The sequence below is a fragment of the Enterobacter sp. Lyrl_3 genome (genome assembly GCF_051948675.1).
Lineage (GTDB): Bacteria > Pseudomonadota > Gammaproteobacteria > Enterobacterales > Enterobacteriaceae > Enterobacter > Enterobacter cloacae.
This window is the reverse complement of sequence record NZ_JAYJLI010000001.1, coordinates 552,339-567,315: the sequence shown is the minus strand read 5'-3', so window position 1 is coordinate 567,315 and position 14,977 is coordinate 552,339. Positions and strand designations below refer to the sequence as shown.

Below are 14,977 nucleotides of genomic sequence, written 5' to 3'. Positions count from 1 at the left end.
TTTAGCCGGGTGTGATCCGCCCGGCTGAAAACACAGTACAATTGTGATTTGCCGTGTAGCTGGAGAGCGGGTGTGCGTCCCGACAAATCATTAACGTCTTTCGAAATTCGGTTGTATAAACACTACCGCGTGGTTCATGGGTGCCGTATCGCGCTGGCATTCGTTCTGACGTTTGTGCTGGTCCGTTTGCTGGATGTTCCTGAAGGAACGTGGCCGCTGATCACGCTGGTGGTCGTCATGGGGCCTATCTCGTTCTGGGGGAACGTTGTCCCGCGTGCCTTCGAGCGCATTGGCGGTACGGTTTTTGGCTCAGCCCTTGGGTTGATTGCCCTGAAGCTGGAGCTTATTTCATTTCCGGTGATGTTGGCCTGGTGCGGTGTCGCCATGTTCCTCTGCGGCTGGCTGGCGCTGGGTAAAAAGCCCTATCAGGCACTGCTGATTGGTATCACCCTCGCGGTGGTGGTCGGCGCGCCAGCGGGTGATATGACCACGGCACTGTGGCGAAGCGGGGATGTTATTCTTGGTTCACTGCTGGCGATGCTTTTCACTGGTATCTGGCCGCAGCGCGCTTTCCTGCACTGGCGCATTCAGATGGCAAATTACGTCACCGCTTTTAACCGCGTCTACCAGGCCGGTTTTTCACCTAATCTTGTCGAACGTCCCCGGCTGGAGAAGCACCTTCAGCAGATCCTTAATGACGTGGTCAAAATGCGCGGTCTGATTACCCCTGCCAGTAAAGAGACCCATATTCAGAAATCGATTTTCGAAGCTATCCAGACCGTGAGCCGCAATCTGGTCTGCATGCTTGAATTGCAAATCAACGCGCACTGGGCCTCGCGCCCCAGCCATCTGTTAATGCTGAACGCGCAGACGCTGAAGGAGACGCAGCAGATGACGCAGCAAACCCTGCTGACCATCGCTCATGCCCTTTATGAAGGTAACCCGCAGCCCATCCTCGCAAACAGCGAGCGTCTGAATGAGATCGTTGCCGAGCTGAAACAGCTGATCAACGAGCGACAGGGCGATAACGTAGCGGAAACCCCAATCCATGGTTACGTCTGGCTGAGCATGGAGCTGGCGCGTCAGCTTGAGTTGCTGTCGCATCTCATTTGCCGCGCACTGCGCAAATAAAGAGCAGCTATCGCCATATGTGACGGCTGCTGCTTCGATTCAGCATCAATTGGGGTTATGATAGTTTTAAACGATATACTCATTGTCATTCGCAGCCGCTGTCAGTAAGGTTATTGGTACAACGGTTGCTTTAACGAATCCGAATCTCACATTATCAGGGGTGTAAAAATGGAAACTACCAAGCCTTCGTTCCAGGATGTTCTGGAATTCGTCCGCCTGTTCCGCCGCAAAAACAAACTGCAGCGTGAAATCCAGGACGTTGAGAAGAAGATCCGTGACAACCAGAAACGTGTTCTGCTGCTGGATAACCTGAGCGACTACATTAAGCCAGGTATGAGCGTTGAAGCTATTCAGGGCATCATCGCCAGCATGAAGAGCGACTACGAAGACCGCGTTGATGACTACATCATCAAAAACGCTGAGCTGTCTAAAGAGCGTCGTGACATCTCCAAAAAGCTGAAAGTGATGGGCGAAATCAAAAACGCTGAAGCCAAAAGCGAATAATCGCTGCTGATTGCAAAAAAGGCTCTCTGGTGACAGAGAGCCTTTTTTATTACGCAGAGCGCGGCTGAAGCTGGTAGATCCAGGCCTTAACCTGGTCACCTTCGGCGGTGGTCACCATGACCTCGACCCGATCGTAGCCGTCTTCAAATTCGTCCAGCATCGGCCAGTGTGCCTCAAGGTTACTGGAGATAAACAGATAACCCTCAACGCGCGGGCCATCGGCGTGCAGCACGATACCCGGAAAATCTGCCGCAGCGCCCCAGCCACGCGCATAAAATGTCCCGGTGACAAAACCGGCCTGCCATTCACCGCCGATGCTTTCGAGAATATGTGCATTTGAATGGCCCGGGCGTAACGTACCGTAGACAAACAAAGAGTCCATTTTTCCTCACCAGAAAAGCAAAAAGCCCGCTTTAAAAGCGGGCTTTTCAAATTTGGCTCCTCTGACTGGACTCGAACCAGTGACATACGGATTAACAGTCCGCCGTTCTACCGACTGAACTACAGAGGAATCGTTGTGGAGGCTTATCTTAGCGGCGAAAAAAGTTTTGTCAAACCTGATCTTAGTGATTAGCGATCGATTGCCGATTCTGTCATCAGTTTGTTGCAAATCCAGACATCTTTTTATGGAAAATACTTTGCAGGATGAGCTTTTCTCCCCCATCATTTGAAATGGAGTTTCAACTTTTCTCGCTAAGGTCCATTTTGAACGTTACTGCCACTCTCCGCCAGGCGATTATGCGCACGCCATGGTATGCAAAACGTAAAAGCTATCGTGTTCTGTTCTGGCGTGAAATCACCCCGCTTGCCGTACCTATTTTTCTGGAGAATACCTGCGTTCTGCTGATGGGGGTGTTGAGCACCTTCCTGGTGAGCTGGCTGGGTAAAGAGGCGATGGCCGGGGTCGGGCTGGCGGACAGTTTTAACATGGTGGTGATGTCTTTCTTTGCCGCAATCGATCTTGGTACCACGGTGGTGGTGGCCTTTAGCCTGGGCAAGCTGGATCCGAAGCGTGCCCGCGAAGCCGCCCGGCAGTCGCTGATGATCATGACCCTCTTTTCGATCATCCTGGCGGCGGTGATCCACTATTTCGGCAAAGAGATTATCGACTTTGTCGCGGGTGAAGCGACGAATGAAGTTAAGGATCTGGCGCTGACCTATCTGGAAATGACGGTCTTAAGCTATCCTGCCGCAGCCATCGCACTGATCGGTAGCGGCGCGCTGCGCGGGGCGGGCAACACAAAAATTCCGCTGCTGATCAACGGCGGAATGAACATCCTGAATATCATGATCAGTAGCGTCCTGATCTACGGTGTTTTCTCCTGGGAGGGGATGGGGTTTGTTGGTGCAGGGCTGGGGCTGACTATCTCCCGCTACATTGGTGCGGCAGCCATCCTCGGGGTGTTGATGGCGGGGATCACGCCATCGCTGCGCCTCACGTTAAAAAGCTACTTCCGACCCTTTAACTTCGCCATTATCTGGGAAGTGATGGGGATTGGTATTCCTGCCAGTATCGAGTCGGTACTGTTCAACGGCGGTAAACTGCTTACCCAGATGTTTGTTGCCGGTATGGGGACAGATGTGATTGCCGGTAACTTTATTGCCTTCTCCATCGCCTCGCTGATTAACCTGCCGGGTAACGCCTTAGGGTCGGCCTCCACCATCATCACCGGTAAACGGCTCGGCAAAGGGCAGATAGGGCAGGCGGAGCGGCAGCTGCGCCATGTCTTCTGGCTGTCGACCATTGGTCTGACGATAATTGCGTGGGGGAGTGCGCCCTTTGCCGGGCTGATGGCCTCGTTCTATACCCACGAAGATGATGTTAAAGAGGTCGTTAAGATCCTGATTTGGCTCAACGCGGCATTTATGCCGATCTGGGCGGCGTCCTGGGTACTGCCAGCCGGGTTAAAAGGGGCACGCGATGCCCGCTTTGCGATGTGGGTCTCTATGCTCGGCATGTGGGGTTGCCGCGTGGTAGCGGGTTATACGCTGGGGGTCATGCTCGGTATGGGGGTCGTCGGTGTCTGGCTGGGGATGTTCCTTGACTGGGCCGTGCGTGGGGCATTGTTCTACTGGCGTATGGTAAGTGGGCGCTGGCTCTGGAAATATCCGCGGCACAATGCCTGACAAATGTGCGAAATGTTGAATAAATCGGCAAACGATCGGAAATCTGCATTCTGCCTTTGACAACACCGGGTAGCATCGATAATATGCGCCCCGTTCACACGATTCCTCTGTAGTTCAGTCGGTAGAACGGCGGACTGTTAATCCGTATGTCACTGGTTCGAGTCCAGTCAGAGGAGCCACATTCTGAAAAGCCTGCTTTTAAAGCAGGCTTTTTGCTTTTGTGCAGCAGGTAAAAATTGCCCGGTGGCGCTGCGCTTACCGGGCCTACGGACGAGTAGGCCGGGTAAGGCGAAGCCGCCACCCGGCAATAAACCGCACTACCGGTTAACACGAATCGGCGCCGTCGCCTCCACCAGCCACGGACGCGCGTCGCTCTCCACCAGCGGGGACAGCGCTTCGCGCACCTGCTGGTGATACTCATCCAGCCACTGCTTTTCCTGCTCGTTTAACAGATTGAGTTCGACCTGGCTGAGGTCGATTGGGATCAGCGTCAACGAGGCAAATTTGCAGAATCCTGGAGAGCTTTCCACAATCTCCACCTGATTTTCAATGCGGATCCCATGGCTATCCGCCAGATAGTATCCCGGCTCGATAGTCATAATATTGCCCGCCACCAGCGGCCATGGGTTGACCTTTTTAGCGATGCGATGCGGGTTCTCATGGATAAGCAACTGATGACCCACGCCATGGCCCGTTCCGTGATCGAAATCCAGCCCCATCTCCCACAGCGGCCGACGCGCGAAGGCATCCAGCTGATGCCCCTGGGTGCCGGACGGGAACTGCAAGGTAATCAGCGACAGAAAACCTTTCAGCACGGCGGTGTAGTGTAAGCGCTGCGGTGGGCTGACCTTGCCCCACGCCAGGGTACGCGTGGCGTCAGTGGTACCATTATGGTACTGACCACCAGAATCATTTAGATAAAAGTGGTCATGGCCGATGGGTTTGTTGCTGGCTTCGCTTGAGTGGTAGTGGCACATCGCCGCATTGCTGGATGAGGCCGAAATGGTCGCAAAACTTTGCTCAATAAAGCCTGGCTGCAACTCGCGAAACGCGAGTTGCTGTGCCTGGGCCTCCAGCTCGGTCAGCGGCTGGCCTGCTGCCGCACGTGCGGGCACTTCACGGCTCAGCCAGGCCAGGAAATTGACCCACGCGGCACCGTCCTGATGATGAGACTCCCGGTAACCCGCCAGTTCTACCGGATTTTTATTGGCCTTCATCAGCGTGATGGGCTCGGTGCGCCAGAGAATGTCGCCGTGTGGCTCAATGGCAAAACGCAGAGCCACCGGCGCTGAATCGGCATCTACCATCACCCGTTTACCGTGAGAAAGGCGCTGGCAGCGTTCAATAAAGGCATCCTGCGGCGCAATGGTAAAAGCGTTTCGCACGCTATCAGGCAGGTTGCTTAGCTTATTGTCGTTAACGAACCACTCAACGCTACCGTCCCGACTGAGCAGGGCAAAAGAGAGCGGAACCGGGCTGGTGGGAATATCTGAACCGCGCACGTTAAGCAGCCAGGCGATGTTATCCGGCAGGGTCACGGCCAGATAATCGGCATTGTTCTCGGCCAGTACGGCGGCAACGCGCTGACGTTTATCGGCGCTGCTTTCACCACTGATTTCAACGGGCATCTCGCGGATAAGCCCCGCCGGAGCGGCAGGGCGATCGGTCCATAACGTATCAAACGGTGACTGGTTAAGCGGCACCATTTCGCACGGTGTCGCAGACAGCGTCTCATAATCGGCATTGGTCATCAGCAGCGCTTCAAAACCAATACGGGTGCCAGCTTCAACGTTGGCCGTCAGCCATTGTGCCAGCGGCTCGTTGTGCAGATGATGGATCTCTACTTCATCCATATTGACCTGCACGCGGGCCTGAACCTGATAGCGGCCATCGACAAAGAGCAGAGCCTTGTCTTTTAGCACCAGTGCCAGCCCCGCCGAGCCATCGAAGCCAGTCAGCCAGGCCAGTTTTTCATCATACGGCGCGCAGTATTCGCTCTGCCAGGCATCTGCGCGCGGGACGATCATCCCGTCGAGCTTATTTTCCTGTAGCCACTGACGCAGGGCCGGTAACGGTGATGGGGTGTGCATTATTTTTCCTTATTGTTATCAGCGGAATGGCGGTTCGTTAAAGGTACGCAGCTTGCGTGAGTGCAGCCGGTCACCTTCTGCCCGCAGCAAATCAATGGCGCGAATGCCGATTTGCAGGTGTTCGGAGATAGCCCCTTCGTAGAACCGGTTTGCCTGTCCCGGTAGCTTGATTTCACCGTGCAGCGGTTTATCGGAAACGCATAACAGCGTGCCGTAAGGCACACGGAAGCGATAACCCTGAGCGGCAATGGTGGCGCTTTCCATGTCAATCGCCACCGCGCGGCTCAGGTTGAAGCGCAGGGCAGAGGCGGAATAGCGCAGCTCCCAGTTACGGTCATCTGTTGTGACTACCGTGCCGGTACGCAGCCGCTGTTTGACCTCTTCACCCGGCATGCCGCTCACCTCTTTGGTGGCGTCGTACAGCGCGCGCTGCACTTCGGCAATGCTTGGGATCGGGATGTCCGGCGGGAGCACGGCGTCAAGCACGTGGTCATCACGCAGGTAGGCGTGGGCCAGCACGTAGTCGCCAATCAGCTGGCTTTCACGCAACCCACCGCAATGACCAATCATCAGCCAGACGTCCGGGCGCAGCACCGCCAGATGGTCGCAGATGGTCTTGGCGTTTGACGGACCCACACCGATGTTGATAAGCGTAATGCCCTGGCCGTCGGCGGTGATCAGGTGCCAGGCTGGCATCTGGTGCTTCTTCCACGCCAGATCGGAGATAGCCTGCTCAGGCGCTTCGGTTTCGGCGGTGATCCAGATCCCACCGGCGCAGGAGAGGGCGATATAAGGGCTCTCCGGGTCAAGGATCTGGCTACAGCCCCAGCGGACAAATTCGTCGACATAGCGGGTGTAGTTGGTAAACAGTACGAACGGCTGGAAATGCTCGGCTGGCGTCCCTGTGTAGTGACGCAGGCGCGCCAGGGAGAAATCCACACGGCGGGCGTCAAAATGCGACAAGGGGGAGAACTCTGCCGGGTGATAAATGCCGTCGGCGGTCTCATCGCCAATCTGCGACAGCTCGGTCGTCGGGAAATGGCGCGTCAGCCCTGCGCTCATGGAGCGATCGAGCGTTAACGCCGAACCGTCAATCACGTACGGATAGGGGATTTCATGCTGTGATGGCTCAACGGCAATGTGTGCGCCGTAATCCTGATAGAGCAGAGTGAGTTGCTCCTCAAGATAAGGACGGAACAATGCAGGGCGGGTCACGGTGGTGCTGTAGCAGCCGGAGTGGGTAAAACGCGCGTAGGCACGGGTCTTTGGCGTGGTACTGGCGCTGCCGTCCCAGGTGACAGAGAGCGATGGATAAACAAAAAGGCCCTGGGTTCTGGCCTTTTCGTCGGGAAGTTTCCCTGTTTCGATGTACTCACTGATGGCGCTGCGCAGCGCATTGACGGACTGTTCGTACAGCGCGTCGAGTTTTTCCAGTGCCTGAGCCGGGGTCAGGCTGGAGCCCTTATTATTCATGTCTGTCTCCTTGTTCCACAGGTGTGCTGCTATACCCGATAGTATGTCACACGCCTGTGAAACAAAAGGGAGATCAGGGATGGTGTGTCTCTTTCATCACCAGCGCCGTGGCGGCCGACAGCAGGCAGCCTGCCAGCAGGTAGCCTGCCACGCTGTGCCAGTTTCCGCCGGAGAACGTCACCAGCGCGGCGGCAATAAACGGCGTAAATCCGCCGCCCACGACGCTCGCCACCTGGTATCCTACGCCCGCCCCGCTGTAGCGGTAGCTTGCGCCGAACAGTTCGGTAAACATCGGTTGCTGCACGCAGACCACCATGTCGTGGGCAATGTTGGCGAGCATAATGGCAAAGAAGACTATCCAGAAGACCGACTGTGCCTCCAGCGCCATAAAGAACGGCCAGGCGCTGAGGGAGCCAATCAGCGCACCGGTAATATAGACGCGGCGGCGGCCAAACCGATCCGCAAGCCAGGCGAAGCAGGGGATTGTCAGACAGCTGATCCCGCCCACCAGCAGACCGATATTCAGGAACAGCTCACGGGGGAGGCCGAGGTTCTGCGTGGAATAGTTCAGGGCAAACGCGGTGACGATATACATCGTCAGCAGCTCGCACAGGCGCAGGGCGATAATTTTCAGAAAAGCGCCAGGATGACGTACAAGCGCCTCCATCACCGGCAGCCGTTTTCTGGCAACGGGGTTTTCCCGCTGCTGTTCAAACTCGGCGGACTCTTCCATTCCGTTACGGATCCACAGCGCGGCGATAACCAGTACAATGCTGAAGATGAAGGGAATGCGCCAGCCCCAGCTCAGAAACTGCTCATCGGTCGTGAAGTGACTGATAAGCGACACCAGCCCGGTGGAGAGCAACAGACCCACGCCGTACCCAACCTGCACGCCGCTGCTGTAGAACGCTTTCTTATTTTTCGGTGCGCTTTCGACCGATAACAGCGCCGCGCCGCCCCATTCGCCGCCCACGGCAAAGCCCTGAATGGCGCGCAGGGTGACCAGCAGTACCGGAGTCCACCAGCCAATCGTGGCAAACGACGGCAAAATACCGATGAGCGCAGTGGCGATCCCCATCATCCAGACGGTGAGCATCAGCATGCGTTTGCGGCCAAGTCGGTCGCCAAAGTGGCCGAAGATCACCCCGCCCAGCGGGCGGAACAGGAAGCCGACGCCAAAGGTGGCAAACGCGGCGAGCGTGCCCATGGCGGGGCTAATTTGCGGAAAGAATTCGCGGTTAAACACCAGAGCGGCGGTGATGCCGTAGAGCAAAAAATCATACCAGTCCACGACGGCCCCCGCGAAGCTGCCAAAGGCGGCGCGGCGGGCACGGTTAAGGCAAGGGGTCCCCTCGCCGGGACGTGTGGAGATGAGGGTGGAGTCCATAGTTGTCCTGTCTGCACTGATTTTTTATTTATTGGTATAAGAAAAGGTTACTCACAAAGCCATCGTCATAGCGACGCGATCTATGAGACTACCGCGACGGGCGGCACGAGGAAACTGATTTTATTTCCTGATGGGTAATGCAAAGCGGCTACGCTATGCTTAGCAAATAGTGAAGCGACTAAGGAAGGGAATATGCCTCGTAGAAATGTGCTGGGCTGTCTGGCTGCCTTGCTCATAAGCCAGAGTGTCCAGGCGGTGAGTTATCCTTTGCCGCCCGCCGGGAGTCGGCTGGTGGGCAGCGCGCAGGTTATTACCGTACCGGACCACAATACCTTGCCGCTTGAAGCGTTTGCCGCGCAGCACGGGCAGGGGCTGAGCAACATGCTGGAGGCAAACCCCGGTGTTGATCCGTTTTTACCGCAATCCGGTACCCGACTGGTGGTACCTCAGCAGCTCATTCTTCCCGATACGGTTCGCAAAGGCATCGTGGTGAACGTGGCGGAAATGCGCCTTTACTATTATCCGCCAGGCAGCAATACCGTTGAGGTGTTTCCCATTGGTATTGGCCAGGCCGGGCGCGAAACGCCACGCAACTGGGTGACAGCCGTCGAGCGCAAGCAGGAAGGACCAACCTGGTCGCCCACGCCAAACACCCGGCGTGAATACGCGAAAGAGGGGAAAACGTTGCCCGCATTCGTGCCCGCCGGGCCGGATAACCCGATGGGGTTGTATGCGCTCTATATTGGCAGGCTTTATGCCATTCACGGTACCAACTCGAATTTCGGCATCGGCCTGCGCGTCAGTCAGGGGTGCATTCGCCTGCGTAATAACGATATCAAATACCTTTTCGACAATGTGTCGCCAGGCACGCGCGTACAGCTTATCGATCAGCCTGTAAAAGTGACGACGGAGCCGGACGGCAGCCGCTGGGTGGAAGTGCACGAACCGCTGTCGCGCAACCGCGCAGAATTTGAATCAACCAATAAAGTGCCGCTGCCGATTACCCCCGCGTTGCGGGCACAGCTAATAAACGAGGGGGCGGGCGCTGAGCTGGAACGTCGATCCGGGATGCCGGTTAAGCTTGCTTTGCCCGGTGGCGCTGCGCTTACCGGGCCTACAGTCCCGTAGGCCGGGTAAGGCGAAGCCGCCACCCGGCAGTTTTCCAGAACGCACAAAAGCAAAAAGCCTGCTTTAAAAGCAGGCTTTTCAAATTTGGCTCCTCTGACTGGACTCGAACCAGTGACATACGGATTAACAGTCCGCCGTTCTACCGACTGAACTACAGAGGAATCGTGTGAACGGGGCGCATAGTAACGGCCTGCGTACGCCTTGTCAAAGGGTGAAACCACGCTTTGCGTCTGTTTGCTGACAATTTCAGCAAAGTGGCGATTTTGCCAACGTAATGCACCGTTGTGGTGCGGATATACCTCTTATGGGGCAGATCATAAACCGCTGTTTCAGTAATAAATCCGACACCTATGATTAGGTTTCCTTATTTTCAGGCGCTTAGCGAACAAATCAGACCTGCTGGTAAAACTGGCATTCATATTGCAAAACCTGTTCAACAACAACAGCCAGTACCGGCACAGCATTTCGAACAGGGGGCAAAATGAACTTAAGACGACTGAAATACTTCGTAAAAATCGTCGATATCGGCAGCCTGACTCAAGCGGCGGAAGTGCTGCATATCGCGCAGCCTGCGCTGAGCCAGCAGGTGGCTACTCTGGAAGGCGAAATGGATCAGCAGCTGTTGATCCGCACCAAACGCGGCGTGACCCCAACGGAAGCAGGCAAGATCCTGTATACCCACGCGCGCACCATTCTTCGTCAGTGCGAACAGGCGCAGCTGGCGGTTAATAATGTTGGCCAGACGCTGAGCGGACACGTTTCCATCGGGCTGGCACCGGGGACCGCTGCGTCTTCCATCACCATGCCACTGCTGCAGGCGGTGCGCGCTGAGCTGCCGGAAGTGCTGGTCTATCTGCACGAGAACAGCGGCTCTGTCCTGAATGACAAGCTGCTCAATGGCCAGCTGGATATGGCGGTGCTTTACGATCGCTCTCCGGTTGCGGGGATCACCAGCCAGCCGCTGCTGAAAGAAGATCTGTATCTCGTGGGCACCCGCGATTGTCCGGGGCAAAGCGTTGACCTCACTGCGGTTGCAGAGATGAATCTTTTCCTGCCGCGTGATTACAGCGCCGTGCGCGTGCGCGTGGACGAAGCGTTCTCCCTGCGCCGCCTGACGGCGAAAATCATCGGTGAAATTGACTCCATCTCCACGCTGACTGCGGCGATCGCCAGTGGGATGGGCGTCACGGTGCTGCCGGAATCCGCCGCCCGCTCGCTGTGCAGCGCAGCAAATGGCTGGATGGCGCGCATCACCACGCCATCAATGAGTTTACCGCTGTCGCTGAACATGTCCGCCCGTGGCTCGCTGTCGCCACAGGCGCAGGCGGTGAAAGAAATTTTAATGTCACTGGTCAGTAAGCCATCGCTGGAGAATCGTGAACTGCAGCTCGTGAGTTAATATTCCAGAAAAGCATAAGATGCTGGTTTTTATTATTTGTTCTGCAGCTCAGCTGACTCTAACAATAGAGCTATGTCAGATGCGCCGGAGTGAATCGTGAATTTCCAGCAACTTAAAATTATCCGTGAGGCGGCCAGGCGGGACTATAACCTGACCGAAGTCGCCAATATGCTTTACACCTCCCAGTCGGGTGTCAGCCGCCATATTCGCGAGCTGGAAGAGGAGCTTGGCATTGAGATTTTTATCCGTCGCGGCAAGCGCCTGCTTGGCATGACGGAGCCAGGTAAAGCGTTGCTGACCATCGCTGAGCGGATCCTCAACGAGGCCAGCAATGTCCGTCGCCTGGCGGATCTCTTTACCAATGATGCCTCCGGCGTGCTCACCATCGCCACTACCCATACTCAGGCACGTTACAGCCTGCCGCCAGTGATAAAAGCGTTTCGTGAAATTTTCCCTGACGTTCGCCTGGAGCTTATTCAGGGCACGCCACAGGAAATTGAAATGCTGCTGCAAAACGGTGGGGCGGATATTGGTATCGCCAGCGAACGCCTGAGCAACGACCCGCTGCTGGTGGCTTTCCCCTGGTTCCGCTGGTACCACAGCCTGTTGCTCCCGCTCGATCATCCGTTGAATCAGGTTTCACCGCTAACGCTGGAAGCGATCGCGAAATGGCCGCTGATTACGTATCGCCAGGGTATTACCGGGCGTTCGCGCATCGACGAGGCCTTCAACCGCAAAGGGTTAGCGCCGGATGTGGTGCTGAGCGCACAGGATTCTGATGTGATCAAAACCTACGTTGAGCTGGGGCTGGGCATTGGCCTGGTGGCGGAACAGTCCGGCGGCGAGGGCGATACCGGGAACCTCGTGCGTCTGGATACACGTCATCTGTTTGACGCCAATACCGTATGGCTTGGCCTCAAGCGCGGACAGCTCCAGCGCAACTACGTGTGGCGCTTTATCGAACTCTGCAACGCCGGGCTGTCCGTTGACGAAATCAAACGCCAGGTGATGGAGCCGGAAGAAGTGGCGATTGATTATCAGATTTAGTTCCTCTGGCCGGGATCGCCTTAGCCAGTAACTAGCGAATAAACAAGCTAAATCAGAATTCCCTTTCGGTTGGTGTTGGTGACATGCTGCTGCATCAATTCAACGATCCAGTCAATAAAAACGCGCAGTCTGGCGTTGACATGGCGGTTTGGCGGAAACGCCAGGTACAGGGGCATTGGAGCAATACGCCAGTGTTCAAATAGCGGAATCAAGGCACCACGAGCCTGATGCGCTGCCGCCATATAGAGTGGCAGCGCGATCACGCCTAATCCCGCTAACCCAGCTTCGAGGTAAGCATTGCCATCATCCACAGCGAGTACATAGCTGCCCGTGATTTCAATACGTTCACTCTCACTGCGCAGTACCAGAGGATCAATCTTACCGGTGCGTGAGGACAAGAACCCTACTCTGCGATGGTCGGTGTTTTCCAGCTCTCGCGGGTGCGAAGGGGGGCCAAGGCGTTCCAGATAACTGGGGGCGGCGTAGACGCCGATTTGCAAATCTCCGACATGGCGTGCAATCAGGGACTGATCGGTGATCTCGCCGCCGCGTAGCACGCAATCCACGTTGTCGCCAATCAGGTCCACCACCCGGTCGCTCACGCCCATGTCGAACTGAATGTCAGGGTAGCGTGCATGGAAAGCCGGTAGCGCCGGCACCAGGATGAGGCGGGCCAGCGGACTGGGCACATCCACCCGTAGCCGTCCCCTGGGCGTAATTGCCGCACTGGACAGGCTGTTTTCAGCATCTTCCATGTCCGCCAGCAGGCGGATGACGCGTTCGTAGTAGACCGCGCCATCTGGAGTGACGCTGAGCTTGCGGGTGGTGCGATGGAGCAATCTGACGCGCAGGCGCGCTTCCAGCTGCTGAATAAGCTGCGTCACCGTGGTTTTGCTCATATGAAGCGTTTGGGCAGCCTTTGTGAAGCTACCTGCCTCTACCACGCGAGCAAAGGCGCGCATCGCATCGAAACGATCCATTCCTTATCCTCTCTTTTCACCGATTGTTTGGATATTACAAACAATGATGGACAAAGTCGCTTGTTTATCCGCCCGATCCTGCACCTGTAAAGTGTCTTTAAGTTCATTGGGCAGATTTCGCCCCATTGCAAAGGTGTAAATATGACAGCACGCGAAGCAGTTTTTCCCTCAGGACGCCAGGCGCTCTATGAGCGCAATCGCTATTCACCGGCCATCAAATCTAACGGTTTCCTGTTCGTTTCGGGGCAGGTGGGTAGCCGTGAGGATGGCTCGCCTGAGCCCGATCTAAAAGCGCAGGTCAGGCTGGCATTCAATAATCTTAATGCTGTCCTCGCGGCTGCGGGCTGCACGTTCGATGACGTGGTTGACGTTACCCTTTTTGTCGTCGATCCCGAGTCAAACCTCGACGCTATCTGGAGTATCCTGCCAGAATATTGGGGGGAAGCGCCTTACCCAACGTTGACCGGGATCGGCGTGACATGGCTGTACGGATTCCAGTTTGAGATTAAGGTGATTGCCAGGCTGCCCTGAGCGTTAGGGGCTTTCCGCCACCCGGCAAATTTTCCGAACGCACAAAAGCAAAAAGCCTGCTTCAAAAGCAGGCTTTTCAAATTTGGTTCCCTTCAATCGCTCGAGCGCTGTCACTTCGCCGACACGGCTTCAATTCTGAAACCGCCTCGCATTTTGTTTATCCGATCCGCCATATTCCTTTGAAACACATAAACAATTTTCTATTATCGGCCTTCTTGCCACGAGCAACGTTCCCGCCTGCTTTCTTCACATTTTATTACGCAAAGGAAATCACCATGAACCTGATGAATAATTGTGCACATTCTGTCGTGGATGTTATATTAAAATATAATATCCGGAGGTGCTCTATGTATACAACTCGCCTGAAAAAGGTTGGCGGTTCCATCATGCTGGCGGTTCCTCCCGCCGTGCTGAAGACGCTGGAGCTGTCGATAGACAGCGAAGTGGGAATGACGATTGATAATGGCTGCCTGATAATTGAACCCCAGAAACGGCCACATTATTCGCTGGAGGAGCTGCTGGCGCAGTGCGATCCGCATGCTGAAATGAGCGAAGAGGATCGGGAATGGATTGATGCGCCTGCAACAGGAAAGGAGATCCTGTAAATGGACCGAGGGGAAATCTGGCTTGTTTCACTGGATCCGATTGCTGGCCACGAGCAAAGTGGAAAACGTCCGGTACTCATCGTATCGAAGGCATCGTTTAACAAGGTGACCCGGCTACCGGTAGTGGTTCCCGTCACCAGCGGCGGTAACTTTGCTCGTACAGCAGGTTTCACCGTTTCACTGGATGGGGCAGGGACAAAAACAATGGGCATTATTCGCTGCGACCAGCCCAGAACCATCGATATGGAGGCCCGGAACGGCAAAAGGCTGGAACGCGTGCCCGACGCCGTCGTAAATGAGGTGCTTGCCAGACTGGATGCGATTTTGAGTTAATCGCCAGAGACGCACAAAAGCAAAAAGCCTGCTTTAAAAGCAGGCTTTTCAAATTTGGCTCCTCTGACTGGACTCGAACCAGTGACATACGGATTAACAGTCCGCCGTTCTACCGACTGAACTACAGAGGAATCGTGTGAACGAGGCGCATAGTAGCGACCTCGGTTCGCCTTGTCAAAGGGTGAAAACACCCTTTTTGATCGTTTGCCGACAATTTCAGCAAATCGCTGATTTTATAGCAA

14 protein-coding genes and 4 tRNA genes are annotated in these 14,977 nt (G+C 55.6%); 10 read left to right on the top strand and 8 right to left on the bottom strand.

Annotation, left to right across the window (positions count from 1 at the left end; translation table 11 throughout):
• The first annotated feature begins 72 nt into the window (after positions 1-72).
• A complete protein-coding gene (locus VF709_RS02975; protein ID WP_013097836.1) occupies positions 73-1,131 on the top strand; it encodes an FUSC family protein in 1,059 nt (352 codons plus the stop codon).
• Between the two features lie 168 nt (positions 1,132-1,299).
• A complete protein-coding gene (locus VF709_RS02970; protein ID WP_010432067.1) occupies positions 1,300-1,635 on the top strand; it encodes a DUF496 family protein in 336 nt (111 codons plus the stop codon).
• A 49-nt stretch (positions 1,636-1,684) separates the two neighbouring features.
• On the opposite strand, the gene VF709_RS02965 is transcribed toward VF709_RS02970, so the two are convergent.
• Both VF709_RS02965 and VF709_RS02960 read right to left on the bottom strand, forming a co-directional pair.
• Positions 1,685-2,017: a gamma-glutamylcyclotransferase family protein gene (locus tag VF709_RS02965; protein WP_029881834.1), complete on the bottom strand. Its 333-nt coding sequence runs from the start codon at positions 2,015-2,017 to the stop codon at positions 1,685-1,687.
• Positions 2,018-2,070: 53 nt separating this feature from the next.
• Positions 2,071-2,146 (bottom strand) — tRNA-Asn (locus VF709_RS02960).
• 161 nt (positions 2,147-2,307) lie between these two features.
• Here VF709_RS02960 and emmdR point away from each other — a divergent pair.
• On the top strand, positions 2,308-3,762 hold the full coding sequence (gene emmdR / locus VF709_RS02955; RefSeq protein WP_120727113.1) for a multidrug efflux MATE transporter EmmdR: 1,455 nt from the start codon (positions 2,308-2,310) through the stop codon (positions 3,760-3,762).
• A 103-nt stretch (positions 3,763-3,865) separates the two neighbouring features.
• Positions 3,866-3,941, top strand: a tRNA-Asn gene (locus tag VF709_RS02950).
• Between the two features lie 138 nt (positions 3,942-4,079).
• Here the strand turns inward: VF709_RS02950 and VF709_RS02945 are convergent.
• From VF709_RS02945 to shiA, 3 genes are all read right to left on the bottom strand, one after another.
• Positions 4,080-5,852, bottom strand: a complete 1,773-nt coding sequence (locus tag VF709_RS02945) for an aminopeptidase P family protein (protein WP_095908004.1) — start codon at positions 5,850-5,852, stop codon at positions 4,080-4,082.
• Between the two features lie 18 nt (positions 5,853-5,870).
• The gene (locus tag VF709_RS02940) at positions 5,871-7,325 is read right to left on the bottom strand and encodes an AMP nucleosidase (RefSeq protein WP_013097832.1); all 1,455 of its coding nucleotides are present in this window, start codon (positions 7,323-7,325) and stop codon (positions 5,871-5,873) included.
• A gap of 73 nt (positions 7,326-7,398) precedes the next feature.
• The gene (gene shiA, locus VF709_RS02935) at positions 7,399-8,712 is read right to left on the bottom strand and encodes a shikimate transporter (protein WP_149896234.1); all 1,314 of its coding nucleotides are present in this window, start codon (positions 8,710-8,712) and stop codon (positions 7,399-7,401) included.
• A gap of 192 nt (positions 8,713-8,904) precedes the next feature.
• Here shiA and ldtA point away from each other — a divergent pair, with 192 nt between their 5' ends.
• The gene (gene ldtA / locus VF709_RS02930; protein WP_187170816.1) at positions 8,905-9,840 is read left to right on the top strand and encodes a L,D-transpeptidase; all 936 of its coding nucleotides are present in this window, start codon (positions 8,905-8,907) and stop codon (positions 9,838-9,840) included.
• A gap of 85 nt (positions 9,841-9,925) precedes the next feature.
• Here ldtA and VF709_RS02925 read toward each other — a convergent pair.
• Positions 9,926-10,001: transfer RNA gene (locus tag VF709_RS02925), tRNA-Asn, on the bottom strand.
• Positions 10,002-10,321: 320 nt separating this feature from the next.
• Here VF709_RS02925 and nac point away from each other — a divergent pair.
• On the top strand, positions 10,322-11,239 hold the full coding sequence (nac, locus tag VF709_RS02920) for a nitrogen assimilation transcriptional regulator NAC (RefSeq protein WP_010432103.1): 918 nt from the start codon (positions 10,322-10,324) through the stop codon (positions 11,237-11,239).
• Positions 11,240-11,335: 96 nt separating this feature from the next.
• On the top strand, positions 11,336-12,286 hold the full coding sequence (gene cbl / locus VF709_RS02915) for an HTH-type transcriptional regulator Cbl (protein ID WP_038979628.1): 951 nt from the start codon (positions 11,336-11,338) through the stop codon (positions 12,284-12,286).
• A 47-nt stretch (positions 12,287-12,333) separates the two neighbouring features.
• Here the strand turns inward: cbl and VF709_RS02910 are convergent, their stop codons facing one another.
• Entirely contained in the window at positions 12,334-13,266 is a 933-nt protein-coding gene (locus VF709_RS02910) for a LysR family transcriptional regulator (protein WP_149896235.1), read from the bottom strand.
• Between the two features lie 141 nt (positions 13,267-13,407).
• Here VF709_RS02910 and VF709_RS02905 point away from each other — a divergent pair, with 141 nt between their 5' ends.
• The 3 genes from VF709_RS02905 (at position 13,408) to VF709_RS02895 (ending at position 14,735) form a co-directional block, all read left to right on the top strand.
• On the top strand, positions 13,408-13,797 hold the full coding sequence (locus VF709_RS02905) for a RidA family protein (RefSeq protein WP_013097827.1): 390 nt from the start codon (positions 13,408-13,410) through the stop codon (positions 13,795-13,797).
• Positions 13,798-14,144: 347 nt separating this feature from the next.
• Positions 14,145-14,402 (top strand): AbrB/MazE/SpoVT family DNA-binding domain-containing protein, encoded by a 258-nt coding sequence (locus tag VF709_RS02900; RefSeq protein WP_020687575.1) that lies wholly within the window; start codon positions 14,145-14,147, stop codon positions 14,400-14,402.
• The gene (locus VF709_RS02895; protein ID WP_149896236.1) at positions 14,403-14,735 is read left to right on the top strand and encodes a type II toxin-antitoxin system PemK/MazF family toxin; all 333 of its coding nucleotides are present in this window, start codon (positions 14,403-14,405) and stop codon (positions 14,733-14,735) included.
• Between the two features lie 55 nt (positions 14,736-14,790).
• On the opposite strand, the gene VF709_RS02890 is transcribed toward VF709_RS02895, so the two are convergent.
• Positions 14,791-14,866, bottom strand: a tRNA-Asn gene (locus VF709_RS02890).
• Positions 14,867-14,977: the final 111 nt, after the last annotated feature.